The 17,444-nt window shown below is 51.3% G+C and carries 13 protein-coding genes and 1 tRNA gene; 8 read left to right on the top strand and 6 right to left on the bottom strand.

From position 1 onward, the window contains the following. The first annotated feature begins 44 nt into the window (after window positions 1-44). The 4 genes from FN808_RS14875 to FN808_RS14860 all read left to right on the top strand — a co-directional run bounded on the left by FN808_RS14875 (window position 45) and on the right by FN808_RS14860 (window position 8,250). Window positions 45-1,637: an arylsulfatase gene (locus FN808_RS14875; RefSeq protein ID WP_142715401.1), complete on the top strand. Its 1,593-nt coding sequence runs from the start codon at window positions 45-47 to the stop codon at window positions 1,635-1,637. 336 nt (window positions 1,638-1,973) lie between these two features. Beyond that, window positions 1,974-3,227 (top strand): Gfo/Idh/MocA family oxidoreductase, encoded by a 1,254-nt coding sequence (locus tag FN808_RS14870; protein ID WP_142715400.1) that lies wholly within the window; start codon window positions 1,974-1,976, stop codon window positions 3,225-3,227. A gap of 48 nt (window positions 3,228-3,275) precedes the next feature. Beyond that, window positions 3,276-7,235: a 3-keto-alpha-glucoside-1,2-lyase-like domain-containing protein gene (locus tag FN808_RS14865; protein WP_142715399.1), complete on the top strand. Its 3,960-nt coding sequence runs from the start codon at window positions 3,276-3,278 to the stop codon at window positions 7,233-7,235. A gap of 73 nt (window positions 7,236-7,308) precedes the next feature. Then, window positions 7,309-8,250: a 3-keto-disaccharide hydrolase gene (locus tag FN808_RS14860; protein ID WP_185958433.1), complete on the top strand. Its 942-nt coding sequence runs from the start codon at window positions 7,309-7,311 to the stop codon at window positions 8,248-8,250. 121 nt (window positions 8,251-8,371) lie between these two features. Here FN808_RS14860 and FN808_RS14855 read toward each other — a convergent pair whose 3' ends face one another. The 4 genes from FN808_RS14855 to FN808_RS14840 form a co-directional block, all read right to left on the bottom strand. Beyond that, window positions 8,372-9,076, bottom strand: a complete 705-nt coding sequence (locus FN808_RS14855; protein ID WP_142715397.1) for a TPM domain-containing protein — start codon at window positions 9,074-9,076, stop codon at window positions 8,372-8,374. 95 nt (window positions 9,077-9,171) lie between these two features. Further along, complete coding sequence (locus FN808_RS14850) at window positions 9,172-9,969, bottom strand: NIPSNAP family protein (RefSeq protein WP_221930068.1); 798 nt, start codon at window positions 9,967-9,969, stop codon at window positions 9,172-9,174. Between the two features lie 36 nt (window positions 9,970-10,005). Continuing rightward, window positions 10,006-10,440 (bottom strand): TPM domain-containing protein, encoded by a 435-nt coding sequence (locus FN808_RS14845; RefSeq protein WP_142715396.1) that lies wholly within the window; start codon window positions 10,438-10,440, stop codon window positions 10,006-10,008. Between the two features lie 24 nt (window positions 10,441-10,464). Continuing rightward, a complete protein-coding gene (locus tag FN808_RS14840; protein WP_142715395.1) occupies window positions 10,465-11,052 on the bottom strand; it encodes a LemA family protein in 588 nt (195 codons plus the stop codon). Between the two features lie 182 nt (window positions 11,053-11,234). Here FN808_RS14840 and FN808_RS14835 point away from each other — a divergent pair, with 182 nt between their 5' ends. The 3 genes from FN808_RS14835 (at window position 11,235) to FN808_RS14825 (ending at window position 15,053) form a co-directional block, all read left to right on the top strand. Next, window positions 11,235-11,927 carry a YjjG family noncanonical pyrimidine nucleotidase gene (locus FN808_RS14835; protein WP_142715394.1) on the top strand — a complete coding sequence of 231 codons (693 nt, stop codon included), beginning with the start codon at window positions 11,235-11,237 and terminating at the stop codon, window positions 11,925-11,927. Between the two features lie 82 nt (window positions 11,928-12,009). Then, window positions 12,010-14,253 carry a phosphoribosylformylglycinamidine synthase subunit PurL gene (gene purL, locus FN808_RS14830; protein ID WP_142715393.1) on the top strand — a complete coding sequence of 748 codons (2,244 nt, stop codon included), beginning with the start codon at window positions 12,010-12,012 and terminating at the stop codon, window positions 14,251-14,253. Window positions 14,254-14,333: 80 nt separating this feature from the next. Continuing rightward, window positions 14,334-15,053: an SDR family oxidoreductase gene (locus FN808_RS14825; protein ID WP_142715392.1), complete on the top strand. Its 720-nt coding sequence runs from the start codon at window positions 14,334-14,336 to the stop codon at window positions 15,051-15,053. Here FN808_RS14825 and FN808_RS14820 read toward each other — a convergent pair whose 3' ends face one another. Next, window positions 15,054-15,611: a carboxymuconolactone decarboxylase family protein gene (locus FN808_RS14820; protein ID WP_142715391.1), complete on the bottom strand. Its 558-nt coding sequence runs from the start codon at window positions 15,609-15,611 to the stop codon at window positions 15,054-15,056. It abuts the gene before it with no gap. A gap of 71 nt (window positions 15,612-15,682) precedes the next feature. Next, entirely contained in the window at window positions 15,683-17,026 is a 1,344-nt protein-coding gene (gene lat / locus FN808_RS14815) for an L-lysine 6-transaminase (protein WP_142715390.1), read from the bottom strand. A 113-nt stretch (window positions 17,027-17,139) separates the two neighbouring features. Here lat and FN808_RS14810 point away from each other — a divergent pair. After that, a tRNA-Met gene (locus FN808_RS14810) sits at window positions 17,140-17,212 on the top strand. The last annotated feature ends 232 nt before the right edge of the window (window positions 17,213-17,444 follow it).

The raw sequence follows: 17,444 nt of genomic DNA, 5'->3' as shown, positions 1-17,444 counted from the left end.
GTGCAGTTTTTGAATTGCACTGAAAAATACAGGAGGTTAGCACAGTGAGAATAAATAAGCGATGGTGCTTTTTTTGGGGGCTCATTTTTGTGATGGGATGTGTGGCAGGGGAAGACGGGACGGAATCCTCTTCCGCTCAACCCAATATCGTTTTTATCCTGGCGGATGACCTGGGATACTCTGATATAGGAGCCTATGGCTCGGAAATCGACACTCCGAATCTTGACCGGCTTGCAGAACATGGAATTCGGTTTAGCCAGGCATACAACCATGCTGTGTGTTATCCCACACGTGCTGCATTCCTCACCGGCGCCTATCCCCAGCAGGTTGACATGATGGAGGGGCCCGAAAATATAACGGGGGCTTTCACTGTCGGAGATATGCTAAAAAAGGCGGGCTATAGGACGCTGTGGGCCGGCAAGCATCATGGAACACAGAGCCCGCTTGATATGGGCTTTGACCGCTACTATGGGTTGAGGGATGGATGTTCCAACTATTTTAACCCCGGGGATCGGCGTCCGGGGGAGGAGAAACCTGCCCGCAAGGAGTCGATGTATCCCCGAAAGTGGATTATTGAGGGGGAGCTCTGTGCGCCTTTTACCCCGGAAGATTCGGACTTCTATGTTACAACGGCAATCACAGACCGGGTGGTGCAGTGGCTGGAGGAATACCGAAAGGAAGAAAAGCCTTTTTTCCTTTACCTGGCACACCAGGCTCCCCATGATCCGCTGCAGGCATGGCCGGAAGATATTGAGAAATACCTGGGAACCTATATGGAGGGATATGCCGCCACTAGGAGAGCCAGGTTCGAAAAACAAAAGAAAACCGGGCTGCTGGGAGATAGGTATGAGCTCTCGGAAGCAACCCACCGAGATTGGAGGTCACTTTCGGAAACAGAAAAATTGGTTGAAGACAGCACAATGGCCGTCTATGCCGCTATGATAGACAGGCTGGATCGGGAAATTGGCCGGGTGCTCGACAAAATAAAAGCCATGGGGGAAGAAGAGAATACCCTCATTTTATTTGCTTCTGACAACGGCGGTGCCCACCAGGTGGTAACCATGAAAGATTCGGGGCCCATTGGAAGCATCAGCCGGTGGACTTCGCTTGGACCTGACTGGGCAAACGTGGCAAATACTCCGCTCAGAAAATCCAAAGTCTACAGCCACGAAGGAGGCATCAGAACCCCCTTGATTGCCTATTGGCCGGCCGGGATTGAGGATGGGGGCAGGGTCGTCCGGACACCGGTTCACGTTATCGATTTTTTACCCACCTTCGCTGAATTGGCCGGGATCAAAATTCCAGAAAGCTATGAAGAAGCAGGTGCGGATCCGAAGGTTTACAACAATGAGCCCCTGGTCCCGGTACAGGGCGTAAGCATAACGCCCTTGCTGAAAGGAAATGAACTGGAACGGGGCGAGCCGCTGTTTCAACAGCTGCGAAGAGGAAAGGCTTTGCGGGCTGACAACTGGAAGATTGTTTCATGGAGAGCGGAGAACGAAGACAAGGGGGATTGGGAGCTGTATAACATGCGAGAAGATCCCACGGAAACCAATGATCTCAGTAAGGAACGTCCGGAGGTACTGGGAGATTTGGTGGAAAAATATGAGCGATGGATGGAGGAAGTGTCAAAATAGGTTATGCTTTTTTATAATTGGGTAAGAATTCGGTTGCATTTTGAGTAGTACGGTCAAGGGGATGGGAATGCAGGCTGGTCGGATATTCCTGGGTTCTGTAAGCAAGGGGTATGCTCGTGCTCAGTGACGCCCATTGTTGCAGACCCCAATCTGCTGCGGCATGAGGTATGCTTGAAGATCAGGTGCCGACTCCCTGAAAAACTGTTATAAACAAGTGATTTTTATCTTTAATTATCGGGACAAAAACATTATATATGTATATTTGTCTCACACACTTAGGGTTTTTATTTCACAACTAATTTTTTAAAGATATCAAATAACAAAAAGGCGAGTATCATGGATAGAAAAAAATTTTTAAAAGGTGCGTTGGGTACACTTGGGGCTTTCAGTATTGTGCCGCGGCATGTTTTGGGTGGCACGGGGTATACGGCGCCGAGTGATCAGTTGACCAAAGCTGTTATCGGGGTAGGAATGATGGGCAAGGGCCACTTGAACTACCCGGGCGCACGATTGGTCGGGGTATGCGATGTGGATGAGCGGCATCTGCAGGAGGCCCTGAATATTACAGATTCAAATGTTAAGGGGTATTCCGATTACCGCGAGGTTCTTGCAGACGAAAGCATAGACATCGTTCATATTGCGACTCCGCCGCACTGGCACGGCATCATGGCTGCGGATGCGGCCGAGGCCGGCAAGGATATCTGGTGTGAAAAACCGATGACCCGGACGATTGGCGAGGGAGAGAAAGTAGTAGAGGCAGTGCAGCGTAACGGAAGCATCTTCCGGCTTAATACCTGGTTCCGGTTCCGCGATATTTTTTATGGCATGGGGACGCCTGTCCAGCCAATTAAAAAATTGGTTGAGAATGATGTATTTGGATGGCCGCTCAAGGTCACTATCAGTGAAACCACCGGTTTCAACTGGAAATTTAACTGGAGCGGCTTGACAAACCTTGTCCCCGAGTGGGTGCCTGAACCGTTCAATTATGATATGTGGCTGGGTCCCGCTCCTGAAAAACCATACAATGAACATCGTACGCATGTAACCTTCAGGGGGTACTGGGATTACGATGGTGGAGGCCTGGGCGACATGGGCCAGCATTATCTTGATCCTGTACAGTATATCCTCGGAAAAGATCACACCAGCCCGGTGAGTGTGGAAGCCGATGCTCCGCAGCAGCATCCGGATGCCGTGAGTTCCTGGCGACGTATTGAGTTGAATTATGCGGACGGATGCCAGATTATCCTGGATGGAGAAAACAAGGATACGGATGCGGCTTTTATTGAGGGACCCGAAGGTAAGCTATTCCGGGGCTTTCAGTCCGATATTCCCAATATTCGGAAAATTGCAGACAGCCTTCCCAACCCGGATCCGCAGGTGACAGACTTCAGTGAGGCTGTTAGGAACCGGGAGACCTTTGCGTTAAATGAAGCGAATGGTCATCGCTCTTGTACGCTGGTAAATCTTGGTAAAATTGCCCTGCGCCTGGGCCGCAAACTGGAGTTTGATCCGGAGACACAGCGTTTTGTTGGGGATGAGGCGGCCAATCGCCTGATTAACCAGCCGATGCGGGCCCCCTGGCATATCTGAGATAACAACCAGTCGCTTATTTTATTTAATAAACCAAAGAATAGTTTTATGCGTTACTCACGATTTACAGTTTATGTTTTCCTTGCTGCATTGATGGTTTCCTGTGCCCCGTCTCAGGAGGTTATGCAGCAGAAACAATCAGAATCATCATCATTTGAAGAAGTAAGTAGTCTCATTGCCGATCTTCCGGCCCAGGACCAGACTGAAAACCAGTGGATTTTCGGGGAGCTGGTGGATCTTGGCCCCTCAGGAGTTCGTTCGATTACCGATATGCTGGTTGCCCCGGGCAATGGCAATGATACGGCCGCTCGTTTTGCCCTTAATGGCCTGGCAAAGTACGTTTCGCGACCGGGTGCCGACACCGAACGTGCCATGCTCGAAGCAGTATTGCTCCAGGAGTTGGAATCCGGTCGGCACAAGCTGGTCAAAGTGTTCCTGATGGAACAGCTGGAACTGGTCGGAAGTGATACGTCGGTTCCCGTATTGCAGTCCTTTATCGGGAGCGATCGGCTTAATGAGTCAGCGGTACATGCCCTTCGCGCTGTTAATTCCGCCAGCGCCCGCCAGGCGCTGCTTGATGGACTGAGCCAAACGCAGACCGACAAGCAGCGGAAAGCGGTTATCAAAACGCTTGGAGATCTGGAAGTCTCCGCTGTTGGGGATGCCTTGCTCCCCTATATCACGCCGGATGATGCGCAGAGCCGGAAAGTGACGCTCTATGCATTGGCTCAAAGTGGAAATCCTGAAGCTGCAGAAGCCCTGCGGTCATCCCTGGATACCGAAAATGGATACCAGGAAATAGAGGCGGAACGGTATTTTCTGCTTTACGCCGGTCGACTGGCCGAGGAAGGGCATGTTGAGCTGAGCTCGGAGATCAGTCGCGATATACTCTCCGGTGACTTCTCTTCGGATGGCCAGAGCTCCGCCCTGACCATGCTGGTCGAAAACGAGGGAGCAAAAGCGCGGGATGAACTTATCGAAGCTGCCGAAGGGCCGGATGATCGCGTGCGGGCAACCGCGCTGACCCTGTTTGAGCAGCATGATGACTGGGAAACGCCTCAGCGCTGGGAGGGAGACATGAGCGGACTATCACCAGCTGTACAGTCAGATATCCTTGCCATGCTGGGTCGTAGCGGGCGGGGATCCCTTGCTGTGCTGAGTCCTTTCCTGGACAGCGATGACCTGTCGGTTCGCATAGCTGCGGCTCAGGCCCTTGCATTAACGGAGCAGGAGCAGGCCCTCTCGGTTCTTTTTGAGGCCCTGATACAGGCAGAGCAGCAGCAGGAAATTACTGCCCTGCAGTCGGCATTGCTCCAGCTGCCTACACAGCCAGTGGTTGCTGAAGCCGCCGATCGACTGCCGTCTTCGGAAGGCAATGTGCAGATTGCCCTGATTGAACTGTTGGCCCAGCGAAGGGCCAGCCAGCAGCTGGATGTGGTTCTGGATGAGCTTGATTCTGCGGACGGACCGGTGCGAATGGCTATTTATCAGTCAATGCAGGGAATAGCCGAACCGGCTGATCTGCCCCGTGTAGTGGGTTTGCTGGCAGGGGTCCGGAATGAAGAAGAACGCAGCGCCGTCCAGGAAGCTGTTGTGGCTGTATCGGAAGGGGTTGAGGAATCAGAAAGTCGATCTGAGGCCGTTTTGGAAGCCCTTGAAGAAGCTCCTGACCGTCAGAAACCGCATCTGTTGGCCCTGCTTCCGGAAATAGGCGGCGAACAGGCGTTGAACGCTGTCATTAACGCCTCCGGCAGTTCGGGGGAGGCCGTGCAGCAGGCAGCCTGGTCTGCATTGGCAGATTGGCCTGAAGCGACGGCGATAGCGCCATTGAAAGAAGCGTTTGCCGTGGCTCCGGAATCCGGACGGAGTGAACTGTTGGAAGGCTACATCCGTCTGGTCCAACAGTCCAAATACAGTGCGGCGGATAAAGTACAATTACTCGATGAAATCCTCCGGGAAACTTCATCGACGGGCGAAAGGGTGACGGTGATCAATGGATATGCCGGACTGGAATCCGCGGAAGCACTGAAAGCCGTTGCCGGGCATTTTAATGACGATGATGAAGCGGTCAAAGAAGCGGCACTGCGATCGGCGGCAGGTATATTGTCAGCATCCGGAGGAGATGCCGAACAGCAGCTCTCACTGGTTGAGGCAACGACCAATCCCGATAACCGGGACAAGATTGAACAGTATATGCAGCAGCTGGAATCCGGAAGCGGCCAAGAGCAGAATTTCACCTCCCTCTTCAACGGTGAGGATTTGAGCGGATGGGTCGGCGACAAGGATTCGTACCTGGTTCGGGATGGACAGATTATCAGCAAGGATGGGGCGGCCGGAAATCTTTTCACTGAGCAGGAGTACAGCAATTTTATCCTCAGGTTCCAGTTTAAATTGACCCCCGGTGCCAACAATGGCCTTGGCATCCGTTCCCCGCTGGAGGGCAATCCGGCCTATGATGCCATGGAACTGCAGGTTATCGACAATACAGCAGAAAAATATGCTGAGCTGGAGCCTTATCAATTTCATGGTTCGGTTTATGGGGTAGCCCCGGCAGAACGTGGATACCTGAATCCGCCCGGCGAATGGAATACCCAGGAAGTCATTGCCGACGGTTCACAGATAACCGTCAAAGTGAACGGGCATACCATCCTCGATACGAATATCGAAGAGGTCGGAACGCCCGAGACAATAGACGGGCGCGAGCATCCCGGCCTGCTCCGGGAAACCGGTCATATCGGATTTTTGGGGCATGGTGATGAGGTTGCATTTCGCAACATTCGCATACAGGATCTGGATGTTTATTATCCCGATTACAGCTCGGGTTCGGGCAATGGCGATGGTATGAATCAGCCGCCCGAAGGATTCAAGGCGCTTTTTGACGGCGAAAGCCTGGAGGGCTGGAAAGGACTGGTCGGCAATCCTGAAAGCCGGGCAGAAATGAGCGAGGAAGAGTTGGCCAGAAAACAGCAGGAAGCCAATGCTGAGATGCAACGACACTGGTTCGTGCGCGATGGCGTGCTCTCCTTCGATGGAGAAGGTCACAGCCTGGTGACGGAGAAGAAATACAAAGATTTTGAGATGATGGTTGACTGGAAAATTGAACCGGGTGGCGACAGCGGCGTCTACCTCCGCGGTACGCCCCAGGTTCAGATCTGGGATATCACCGAATGGCCCCAGGGATCTGGTGGATTGTATAACAACCAGGATCATCCCAGCGAACCCCTGGTGCCGGCCGACAACGCCATCGGGGAATGGAATCAAATGCGTATCAAGATGATTGGTGAGAAGGTGACGGTACACCTCAACGATCAGCTGGTGGTAGACAATGTCGTATTGGAAAACTACTGGAACCGGGATCAGCCGATTTACCCGAAGGGACAGATTGAGCTGCAGTCGCATAGTACACCGCTTTATTTTAAGAATATTTTCATCCGTGAAATTCCACGCTGGGAACCGCTTTTTAACGGTGAGGACCTCTCCGGATGGGAGCGTTCCAGTGATGATACGGGGCCGTGGCATGTGGATGACGGGGTGCTCTATACCGAAGGCGGCACGGGATGGCTGTCAACGACCGAAATGTACGACAATTTCAAACTGAAGCTGGAATACCGGCTCCCGGAAGGAGGAAACAGCGGTATCTTCCTGCGGGCACCCCGTGATGGTAATCCGGCCTATGAAGGAATGGAAATCCAGCTGTTGGATGACACCGCCGAGCAGTATGCTGACCTCGAACCCTGGCAGTTTACCGGTAGCATCTACGATGTGCAGGCCCCTTCTCAAAAGGGGAATGCCGAAGCCGGCGAGTGGCATACCATGGAGATTACAGCCGACGGTTCCAAAATGAAGATTAAGCTGGATGGGGAAATCATCATAAATACCGATTTGGTTAACTATATGGATCGTCTGGACGAACACCCCGGGTTGAAGCGCCGGTCTGGGCATATCGGCCTGCAAAATCACGATTCCAGGGTCGAATTCCGAAATATTACCATTAAGGAACTCAAGTAAACCGGGCATGGTATCCCCGCGTGTGGATATTCCAAATGATAATTTTAAGAAAAGAAACAAGGTAGCATTATCTATGAAGTCAGTTTTAATTATTGCATTGACAGCAGTTATTGCGGGATTATCCGTAGAGCATACCCGGGCCCAAATTCCGGGCAATGAAGCAGCAGGACGCTGGGATATAACCATAGAAACTCCGGGCGGTCAACAGCCGGCATGGTTGGAAATTGAAACCTCGGGCGTCAGTGCATTGGTCGGACAGTATGTGGGACCGTCGGGCAGTGCACGGCCGATCTCTGAGATCAACTATTCGGAAGAAAAGGATCGTTACAGTTTTACGATTCCTCCGCAGTGGACCCAGCGCGAGACAGATCCCCATTTTGAATTTTCCCTGGAGGATGGCAGGCTCAAGGGATGGACAACCGATCCGGAAGGGAACAAGCTGCAGTGGACAGGCGTTCGGGCACCTCTGCTGGAGCGGGAGGAAGAACCCGAGTGGGGCGATCCCGTTGAACTGCTGGATAGCGACCTGTCGAAGTGGGTTGTCCCGGACAATAACCAGTTCCATGTGGAGGATGGTGTGATGATAAATAAAAAGTCAGGTGGCAACCTGGTAACCAAGCAGTCTTTCGAAGATTTCAAGCTTCATGTGGAGTTCCGCTACCCGGAGGGGAGCAACAGCGGGATCTACCTGCGGGGCCGCTATGAGGTACAGGTTATTGACAGCTACGGCATGGAGCCGGAAAGCCATCTCCTGGGCGGGGTCTATGGCTTCATCGACCCGAGTGTTAATGCAGCCAAAAAGGCAGGTGAATGGCAGACCTACGATATAACACTGACCGGACGTACCGTCACCGTAGTACTGAACGGAACCGAGGTTATTTGCAAGCGGCCTATTCCGGGTATCACGGGTGGAGCGCTCGACAGTAATGAAGGAGAACCGGGTCCCATAATGCTGCAGGGGGATCACGGACCGGTAGAATACCGTAATATAACGATTACGCCGGCTCTGAATTAGAAGACGGCTACCTTGGGGCTCCATTCAGAAGGAGAATGGCATACGTACCGAATATAGAATAGAAAGGTGCCGCAAATTTATCATTTGCGGCACCTTTTTTAGATCTGGAAATCACTGAATGCTACCATCCGCCGCTGGCCCCGCCGCCGCCGGAACCGAAACCACCGCCCCCGCTGAAGCCGCCAAAACCGCCGCCGGAGCCGCCCCCGAAGCCACCGCCGCCCCCGCCGATCCAGATGAAGCCACCCGGTCCGAGGGTTCTGCGCCGGCCGTTTCCTTTTCCACCGCCCCCGCGGCGCGATGAGGAATAGACCACAAAAATGAGGAAGAGCACAAAGATGATAAATGATATGGTATCGTCCTTGTTGGCGGAAGACCGGTCGTCGGTCAGTTGCCCGGTATATTCGCCGCTGGCCAGCTGAATCATGGCTGAGGTAGCCCGATCCAGTCCAGAGTAATAATCGCCCTTGCGAAAGCTCGGGGATAAAATCTCCCGGATGATGCGGCCGGCCATAATATCGGGAATCGCTCCTTCCAGTCCATACCCCACTTCAATACGGATTTTTCGCTCGTTGGGGGCAATGAGAAGAAGAACACCATTGTCTTTGTCGCCCTCCCACAGTTTCCATTCATTGAAGAGGGTGGTAGCGGCTTCTTCAATCGAAATGCCGTGAAGACTCTCAAGGGTTGCTATAGCAATGACCGTTGTGGTGGTATCGCGGTAGTTACGCAGCTTTGTCTCCAGCTGCTGCTGTTCGCTGCGACTCAGCAGCTGAGCAAAGTCATTGACATGGCCCACCGGCTCGGATGGGAGATCCTGGGCCATGGAGGAACCAGCTGTGAAAGCGATCAGAATGAAGCAGAATAAATAATGTTTCAGGTCATGCATAGCACGAGGTAGCTTCTGAGAGATATATGTGATTAAAGGTCAGAATAAGAGGTTCCTTTCAGCAGGTAGATGTCGGCATGGGATACATTATTCTGATACTTTTCAAGGGATGACAATTCCTCCCACTGCTTATCTGTTCGGAAAGCATCCCAGTGAGCATCTCGGCTTTTCATATCCTCAAATGAGGTCATGTACATCAGGTTGGGCATGGCTCCACCGGATATGACATTGCCGTAGAAAATCGGGTTGAAATCCAGGCGGTCAAAAATTTCAATCTCCCCGCCGGCATTGAACATATCCACTTTGTTACGATTGAGTGCCTCGGTGGGGCTTTCATAGCTTCTGAGCTCATACACCCGCTCGCTTTGGGGATTCTCCAGGCTGGGAGACATGATTTCGGGTGCATACTCAAAGGCCCTGATCAAGGTGGATGTTATTCGCTGGTAGGGCGGCTGTTCGTGGGACGCTTGTAGATAATCTTTCCCATCGGCCTGATAGCGCGTGTCACTGCTGAGCTTTGAGGGTAGCGATGCAAAGGCTTGTATGGAATCAAAAGGAATCAACACATATGTTTTGAGTTCGGTCGACTCACTCTCGTCGTGCGGCTTGAAGACACCAACATGCTCAATACCCTGGCGATGCAAAGCAGGCAGGAACGCTTCTTCCAGGAAGTGATCGGTCTGTTGCTGCTGATCAGCACTGTCAAAGTGGTATACCTTGATCTGGAAATAATCCCGGCTGGTATCATCTGCCTGGCCAAATGCCTGATTGGAAATTAGCTGAAAAAAGAGAAGGAATAATAAAGGAAGTATTCTTTTTGTTATCATCATGGAATTGTTGGTTAATCCATCCCGGTACGGATGGTTTTAGTTATAGCTTATCTCATTGGAAAGTTCGTCGTCGTCCTCGGCGTCACCGGGAAAAAGGCTGGCGAGCTCTTCTCCGACCTGCCGTACGGCCTCTTCAAGACCTTTTTCAAATTCTTGCTGTTTGAAATGGGTGATCAGATCGTCAAGTATGGTGCTCCAAAAATGATCTTCAACCTGGCTGTGGACCCCACGGCCGGCGTAAATAGCCGCTTTATGATCCTCGCTGGCAACATAAATGAGGACACCATTCTGCTCTCTGGTCTGATCCATCCCAAGGTCGTGGAAGATACGGGCGGCTTGTTGGAGTGCTTCTCCTTTGCACTGGCTCTCAATGTGTACCCGGATTTCCCCCGAGGTTTGCCGTTCGGCTTCTTTGATAGCCTTGATGACCAGCTGCTCCTGCTCATCCGTTAAAAAGGGTTTTTCTGCCATAATTGAACGTTCTAAAGCCAAGGATTAATTAAAATTAACTTCGGGTACTTCGCTTGCGCTTTCTTCTGCCTCGAAATAGGCCTTGTCATCAAAGCCCAGTGCACCCGCAAAGAGGCTGGTCGGAAACTTCCGGATATCAGTATTGTAAGACTGCACTACTTCATTGAATCGCTGCCGTTCAGTGGCAATCCGGTTTTCCGTGCCTTCCAGCTGGGTTTGCAGGTCGCGGAAGTTTTGATTGGCCTTCAATTCAGGATAGCGTTCGACCGTAACCATCAGGCGCGACAAGGCTCCCGAAAGCTGCTGCTGGGCCTGCTGAAACTGCTGCATCATCTGCGGATTATCCAGGTCTTGCGCATTAAGCTGAATAGACGTAGCCCTGCTTCGGGCCTCAATGACGTCGGTAAGCGTCTCTTGTTCAAAATCTGCCGCCCCTTTAACGGTATTCACCAAATTGGGAACGAGGTCGGCCCGGCGCTGATACTGGTTTTCTACCTGTGCCCAGGCCTGGTTTACCGCTTCCTGCTTTTCCACCAGGCTGTTATTTACATTGATCCCGTAAATCACCAACAGGGCCACGATACCGATTCCGATGAGCGTCTTGATATTCATATATTTGTTATTCTGTTAAAGTTTAGCGGTTTAATATACGAAAGGTCACCCAAATAGATACATTTACCAAATATTCAGTACACTAAAAGTAGCAGTTCGTTTTAAATTTTTCATTTCTTAATTCTTAACAATCTAATTCCTATCTTTAGGTGAATTTTCATTAACCGCCAAATTAATACTTTTTGTCGTACAAGTTCATTTATTTTGATCTGGATGACACGCTTCTGGATCATCAGGCCGCCGAGCAGGCTGCCCTTATGGATGTGCATGATAATTTTTCATTCCTCTCGGAGGTGGCTGCCGAGGCACTGGTTGATGCATACCAGCAGGTAAACAGGAAGCAGTGGATGCAGTACAGCCAGGGTGATGTGAGCCGGAGTGAACTGCAGCGAAATCGGTTTGAGCAAACGCTGCAACAGCTTCAGCTCGACGCCAGCCGCCATTACGAAGTTGGCCGGTTTTATATGTCCTGTTACCGAAATCACTGGCAATGGGTGGATGGAGCCCGGCCTGTGTATGAGCGGGTGAGCCGCCAATATGCGGTGGGTATAGTGACAAATGGCTTTGCTGAAACCCAGCGTAAGAAGTTTGAGGCATTTGATCTGTATGAATCGGCAGACGAGGTCGTCATCTCCGAGGATGTCGGTGTCCTCAAGCCGGATCCCCGCGTTTTTGCCTATGCAACGGATCAGGCTAATGTGAAGGCCAGTGACATTTTGTACGTGGGCGATTCCTTCACCTCGGATATTGAAGGAGGGAGTGATTTTGGCTGGAGTACTGCCTGGTACACATCCAATGGTGAGCCCGAAAAGCATAAGCGGGCTGAATTCGTATTCCACGATTTCAATGACCTGGCAGAATTTCTGGATGTTTAAAATACCATATTCAATCCGGCCGGCAAAGGGTCTGATATACAACCGTTAATTTTTCAATCTCCAATTTTCTAACAAAAAGCTGATGTCTGAACAAACTGTTATTGAACCCGAAGTGACACTGGAACTGGCCAAAGACCATGGTCTTTCGGAAGAAGAATTTGAGAAAATAAAAGATTTTTTGGGCCGCACTCCGACGTTCACGGAACTCGGAGTCTATTCAGTGATGTGGAGCGAACACTGTTCCTACAAAAATTCCATCCTGGAAATAAAAAAGCTGCCCAATGAAGGTCCGCAGATGCTGGTCGGAGCCGGTGAAGAAAATGCGGGCTTGGTGGACATTGGCGATGGATTGGGTTGTGTTTTCAAAGTAGAGAGTCATAACCATCCCTCTGCAATAGAACCCTATGAAGGAGCTGCTACGGGAGTCGGAGGTATTCACCGTGATATTTTTACCATGGGAGCCCGGCCGGTGGCAAGCCTGAACTCACTGCGCTTTGGTGACCTCGAGACCCCCAGGGTGCGGTTCCTGCTGGACGGCGTCGTTCGCGGCATTGCCGATTATGGAAATTCATTCGGCGTTCCCACCGTCGGTGGTGAAATCTATTTCGATGACAGTTATGAGGGCAATCCGCTGGTCAATGCCATGAGTGTTGGTATTGTAAAAGCCGACCGCACCGCATCGGCTATTGCCAAAGGCGCGGGAAACCCGGTTATTATCGTAGGATCGGAGACGGGTCGCGATGGTATCCATGGGGCGACCTTCGCCTCTGAGGAGATTAGCGAGGAGAGTGAGGACAAACGACCCAGCGTACAGGTGGGGGATCCCTTTGCCGAGAAGCTACTGCTGGAAGCTACGCTGGAAGTGATTAAGAATGGGGGCATTGTGGGGATCCAGGATATGGGAGCTGCAGGAATCAGCTGTTCCTCTTCGGAGATGAGTGCCAAGGGTAAAAGCGGGATGAAAATTGACCTGGACAAGGTTCCCGCCCGCGAAGAGGGAATGACGGCCTACGAACTGCTTCTTTCTGAAAGCCAGGAGCGAATGCTGGTTGTTGCTGAAAAAGGCCGTGAGCAGGAAATTATTGACATCTATGAAAAATGGGATCTCAATGCTGTAGTGATCGGGGAGGTGACGGATGATGAGAACGTAACTTACTCCAAGGATGGCGAAGTGAAAGCAGATATCCCTGCAGACAGTCTGGTACTGGGCGGGGGCGCCCCGCAGTATGTACGGGAAACAAAAAGGCCCGAATACCTGGACGAAACGCAGAGTTTCGATATTGACAGTCTGGACCACCCCACAAACCACAGGGAGGTGCTCTTTACTTTGCTTCAGTCGCCCAATATCGCCTCAAAGCGCTGGGTTTTCGAGCAGTACGATACCATGGTACGTACCAACACGGTTAATGGCCCCGGCCCTTCAGACTCTGGACTCGTCCGTATCAAGGGGACAAACAAAGGGCTGGCTGTGAAGACGGATTGCAACGGGCGGTATGTCTATTTGAATCCCCGCCGGGGGGGACAAATTGCCGTTGCTGAGGCGGCGCGCAATGTGGTATGCAGCGGAGCAAAGCCGATGGCTATTACAAATTGCCTGAATTTTGGCAATCCCTACAAGCCGGAAGTTTACTGGACCTTCAAGGAGGCCCTGGCAGGAATGGGAGAGGCATGCCGTACCTTCAATACGCCGGTAACCGGAGGAAATGTGAGTTTTTATAATGAAAATCCCGATATGGCTGTGTTCCCGACCCCGGTCATAGGCATGCTGGGGCTTATTGAGGATCTGGAGAACCATCGCATGACCCCGGGTTTCAAGGGGCAGGATGATCTTATCTACTTTGTTGGCGCCGAGCGCCGGGGACTGGGCGGCAGTGAATATTTGCATACGGTACATGGATTGACGACCGGCGATGCCCCTGAGATTGATTTGGATTTTGAGGGACGTCTGCAAGCGGCGATGCTTTCGGCTATCCAGCAGCAGAAGGTAAATGCTGTGCATGATATTTCCGATGGCGGTCTGTCGGTCACCCTGGCGGAGATGGCTATTTTTTCCGGCCGGGGAGCAAAGGTATCTCTGGATGAACTCGGGTCAAACAGCCACGAGGTTTTATACAGCGAGGCGCAATCAGGGGTGGTTGTCACCTGCGGGGCCGATCAAAAAGATGAGCTGGAAGATCATTTCAACGACGCTAAGATCCCATTCCAGCAGATTGGATCCGTAGGAACCGAAGAGGAGGCACTTGTTATGGACGGTCTGATTGAAGTTTCCGTCCGTGAAATGGTTGATCTCTACGATTCGGTTATCGATCAGGCGATGCAGCAATAATAGCTCCTGACCTGTCGGCCGATAACCTCCTCATGACGATTTGGGGCTGAATTTTTTAACGGTGGATAAAGACTTCGATTATGAAAGATAAAGTCGTACTTATTGTAGGTGGCTCCGGCGGCATAGGCCGTGCCTGTGGAAAAATGTTTGCCAGAGGAGGAGCCAGGGTTGTGCTTGCGGCACGCAACAGGATAAAAGCAGAAAAGGTTGCCGGAGAGATCAATGAAAGCGGGGGGAAAGCCCATGTCATTGATGTGGAAGTGACGGATTTAGCTTCAGTCTCAAATATGGTACGGCAGGTAACGGAAAATCTCGGTACTATCGATGTGCTTGTCAATGCTTTTGGTACGGCGGTTATCCAGCCACTGCTGGACATCAAACCCGATGACGCCAGGGAGATGCTGGATGTGAATGTCTACGGCACTTTCCTGGTCACACAGACGGTTGTTCGGCATATGGCGACCGAGAAAAAAGGCCGCGTGATTATGCTGCCGGGGAGTATGGGAAAATATCCCATGAAAAATACCTCGGTCTATGCCGCCTCCAAGTTCGCTCTTACCGGTTTCGTAAAATCACTGACCGAGGAATATAAACGCAGTGGCGTCAAGTTTACACTTCTGTATATGGGTGGGGTGGATACCCCCCTGTGGGATCGTTCCCAGGTTGGCATGCGGGTTCGCAAAGATAAGATGCTGACCCCCGAAGAAGTGGGGAAGGCCGTATACTATGCGGCCAATCAGCCGGAAGGTTCTGTTCTTAACGAAATGGTGCTCCAGCCCGAGTCGCACCAAATGGTCTGATCAATCCGTGTCGAGCCCGGGGCGTTCCCGAAGATACCCTTCATGTGCCATCATTTTACCCATTTCATCATAGGCTTCATCTTTTTCCGGCGCCCAGGTTCCCAGGCCATCAACATACCTGTTGTACATGCAGAATGCAGCAGCGATAAGCACCGTGTCGTGAATTTCCTGGTCACTGGCTCCCGCCTCTTTGGCCTGTTGGATGTCATCGCCGGTTACTTCCCGTCCACTTTTATGAACTTTCTTGGCTATACCCAAAAGTGAACGAAGCTTGGGTGAGATGTCGGCCCGAGAAAAATCATTTTTGATATCGTCAATGAGCGAAAGGTCGCCTCCAAAATGATGAGCGGCCGAAGCTCCGTGCGAAGTATGACAAAAATGGCACTTGTTCTGGTATGAAACGTAGGAGGCAATGATTTCCCGTTCTCCGCTGGAAAGAGGGGAAGGGCCTCTCAAAAGGGTTTCAGCCAGCTCGCAGAGCGGCCGTGAAGTTTCCGGATTAAAATGGAAAAGTCCCACAATTCCGGGTTGGTCATTTTTTAGATCGATATGTGCCATGGTCTGATTAATTCGTAGTTCTTACATTGCCGTGTACAGCAATATAGAAGAAAAAAAGGAGGCATCAAGCTCTATAAGCCATTGGAGTTGTTCATAACTGCCTTCACGGCCTGTTCAATGATATCAATACCCTCGTCAAGGTGCTGTTTTTGGACCGTTAACGGGGGCCTGAAGCGTATGGTCCTGGTCCCGCAGGCGAGGATCATAAGTTTGTGATTGAAGCATTCTCTGATCACGGCATCCCGGATTTCCGTGTTGGGGAAGTCGATGGCACAGAAGAGTCCTTTGCCCCGGGCATTCGAGATATAATCGTACTGGTCGGCCAGCCCCTGGATATTCTGAAGAAGGTAATCGCCCATCTGTTCGGCATGGTGAACCAGGTTGTCCTCTTCAATGACTTCCAGGATACGCCCGAAGCGTACCATGTCAACCAGGTTGCCTCCCCAGGTTGAGTTAATGCGCGATGAGACATGAAAGCAGTTGTGTTCCACTTCATCTACCCGCTTGCCCGCCAGAATGCCGCAGACCTGGGCCTTCTTTCCAAAGGCGAGGATATCAGGCTTCACATAGTGTTCATGGGCCCAGAACGTGCCGGTGAGCCCCACACCGGTTTGAACCTCATCGTAAATGAGCAGGGCCTCATGATCATCTGCCAGCCGGCGCAGGGCCCGGTGGAATTCCTTGCGGAAATGATTATCGCCGCCCTCGCCCTGTATGGGTTCAATAATAATGCAGGCAATCTCATCTTTATACATCTCAAAGTAGCGTTCTGCCTGGGCAAGGGCCCGTTCTTCCTGTGCTTTGGTTTGCTGCAGGTGCGTTTCCGTGGCCGGGTAGGTCATGGCCGGTGAGATCACGCGGGGCCAGTCAAATTTTGGAAAATACTTTATCTTCGTGGGATCGGTATTGGTCAGCGACATGGTATAACCCGTTCGACCGTGAAAAGCCTGTTCGAAATGCAGGACTTTTTGTCCCCGTTCCCGGCGGTATCCCTTTTCAAAGTTTTTCTGCACTTTCCAGTCAAAGGCCACCTTGAGGGCATTTTCAACAGCCAGTGCCCCGCCTGAGATAAAAAAGGTGTATGGCAGATAATCCGGAATGCCAACCCGGTCGAAGGTCTCAAGAAAAGCCGCCAGTTCTTCGGTATAAATATCAGAGTTCGAGGGTTTATTGATGGCTATTTTGCCCATTTTATTTCGGAAGGCGTCATTGGCAAGCCGCGGATGATTCATACCCAGCGGGTTTGAGGCAAAGAAGGTAAAAAAGTCCAGGTAACGATCACCCGTTTTGGCATCATAGAGATAGCTGCCTTTGCTTTTTTCCAGGTCCAGCACCATATCGTAGCCATCGGTAAGCATGTGCTTGCTGAGAATGTTATGAACTTGTGCTGCCGTAACGTTTTCTGTGATAGCCATAAACCTTGTAGCGGTTTTTTAGGATTTTGATGCAAGTCAAAGAAGGGTGGTAAATAAAAATAAATTTACTATTGACAAGTACCCATGTCAAGCCTTATTATAGGCACTCACATCGCGGGGTGGAGCAGCTGGTAGCTCGTCGGGCTCATAACCCGAAGGTCGCAGGTTCGAATCCTGCCCCCGCCACTACTTAAAAGCGGCTTCCTGAGGTCAGGGAGCCGCTTTTTTTATTTCGCGGGGAAAATTTATGGAATCGGTTCACCGCGCGGGCATCTCTTTCACCAGCAAAAAACGAGTGGAAATACGATGTTGTACTAAGAACAGGCCCCTTGCTCGCACAATAAGCACAGGAAAAGAGTCCTGCAGCCGGGGTTTGCAGCTCGAAATGGTTTTATCTGCTCATTTTATCAGATTTCAA

This window comes from Fodinibius sediminis, assembly GCF_900182555.1.
GTDB classification, from domain to species: Bacteria; Bacteroidota; Rhodothermia; order Balneolales; family Balneolaceae; genus Fodinibius; species Fodinibius sediminis.
This window is presented reverse-complemented; position numbering and strand designations above follow the sequence as displayed.

Coding starts and splice junctions, on each gene's coding strand:
- FN808_RS14870 (WP_142715400.1), top strand. CDS start 1,974: ATGGATAGAAAAAAATTTTTAAAAGGTGCGTTGGGTACACTTGGGGCT.
- FN808_RS14865 (WP_142715399.1), top strand. CDS start 3,276: ATGCGTTACTCACGATTTACAGTTTATGTTTTCCTTGCTGCATTGATG.
- FN808_RS14860 (WP_185958433.1), top strand. CDS start 7,309: ATGAAGTCAGTTTTAATTATTGCATTGACAGCAGTTATTGCGGGATTA.
- FN808_RS14855 (WP_142715397.1), bottom strand. CDS start 9,076: ATGGCCCAGGATCTCCCATCCGAGCCGGTGGGCCATGTCAATGACTTT.
- FN808_RS14850 (WP_221930068.1), bottom strand. CDS start 9,969: ATGATGATAACAAAAAGAATACTTCCTTTATTATTCCTTCTCTTTTTT.
- FN808_RS14845 (WP_142715396.1), bottom strand. CDS start 10,440: ATGGCAGAAAAACCCTTTTTAACGGATGAGCAGGAGCAGCTGGTCATC.
- FN808_RS14840 (WP_142715395.1), bottom strand. CDS start 11,052: ATGAATATCAAGACGCTCATCGGAATCGGTATCGTGGCCCTGTTGGTG.
- purL (WP_142715393.1), top strand. CDS start 12,010: ATGTCTGAACAAACTGTTATTGAACCCGAAGTGACACTGGAACTGGCC.
- FN808_RS14825 (WP_142715392.1), top strand. CDS start 14,334: ATGAAAGATAAAGTCGTACTTATTGTAGGTGGCTCCGGCGGCATAGGC.
- FN808_RS14820 (WP_142715391.1), bottom strand. CDS start 15,611: ATGGCACATATCGATCTAAAAAATGACCAACCCGGAATTGTGGGACTT.
- lat (WP_142715390.1), bottom strand. CDS start 17,026: ATGGCTATCACAGAAAACGTTACGGCAGCACAAGTTCATAACATTCTC.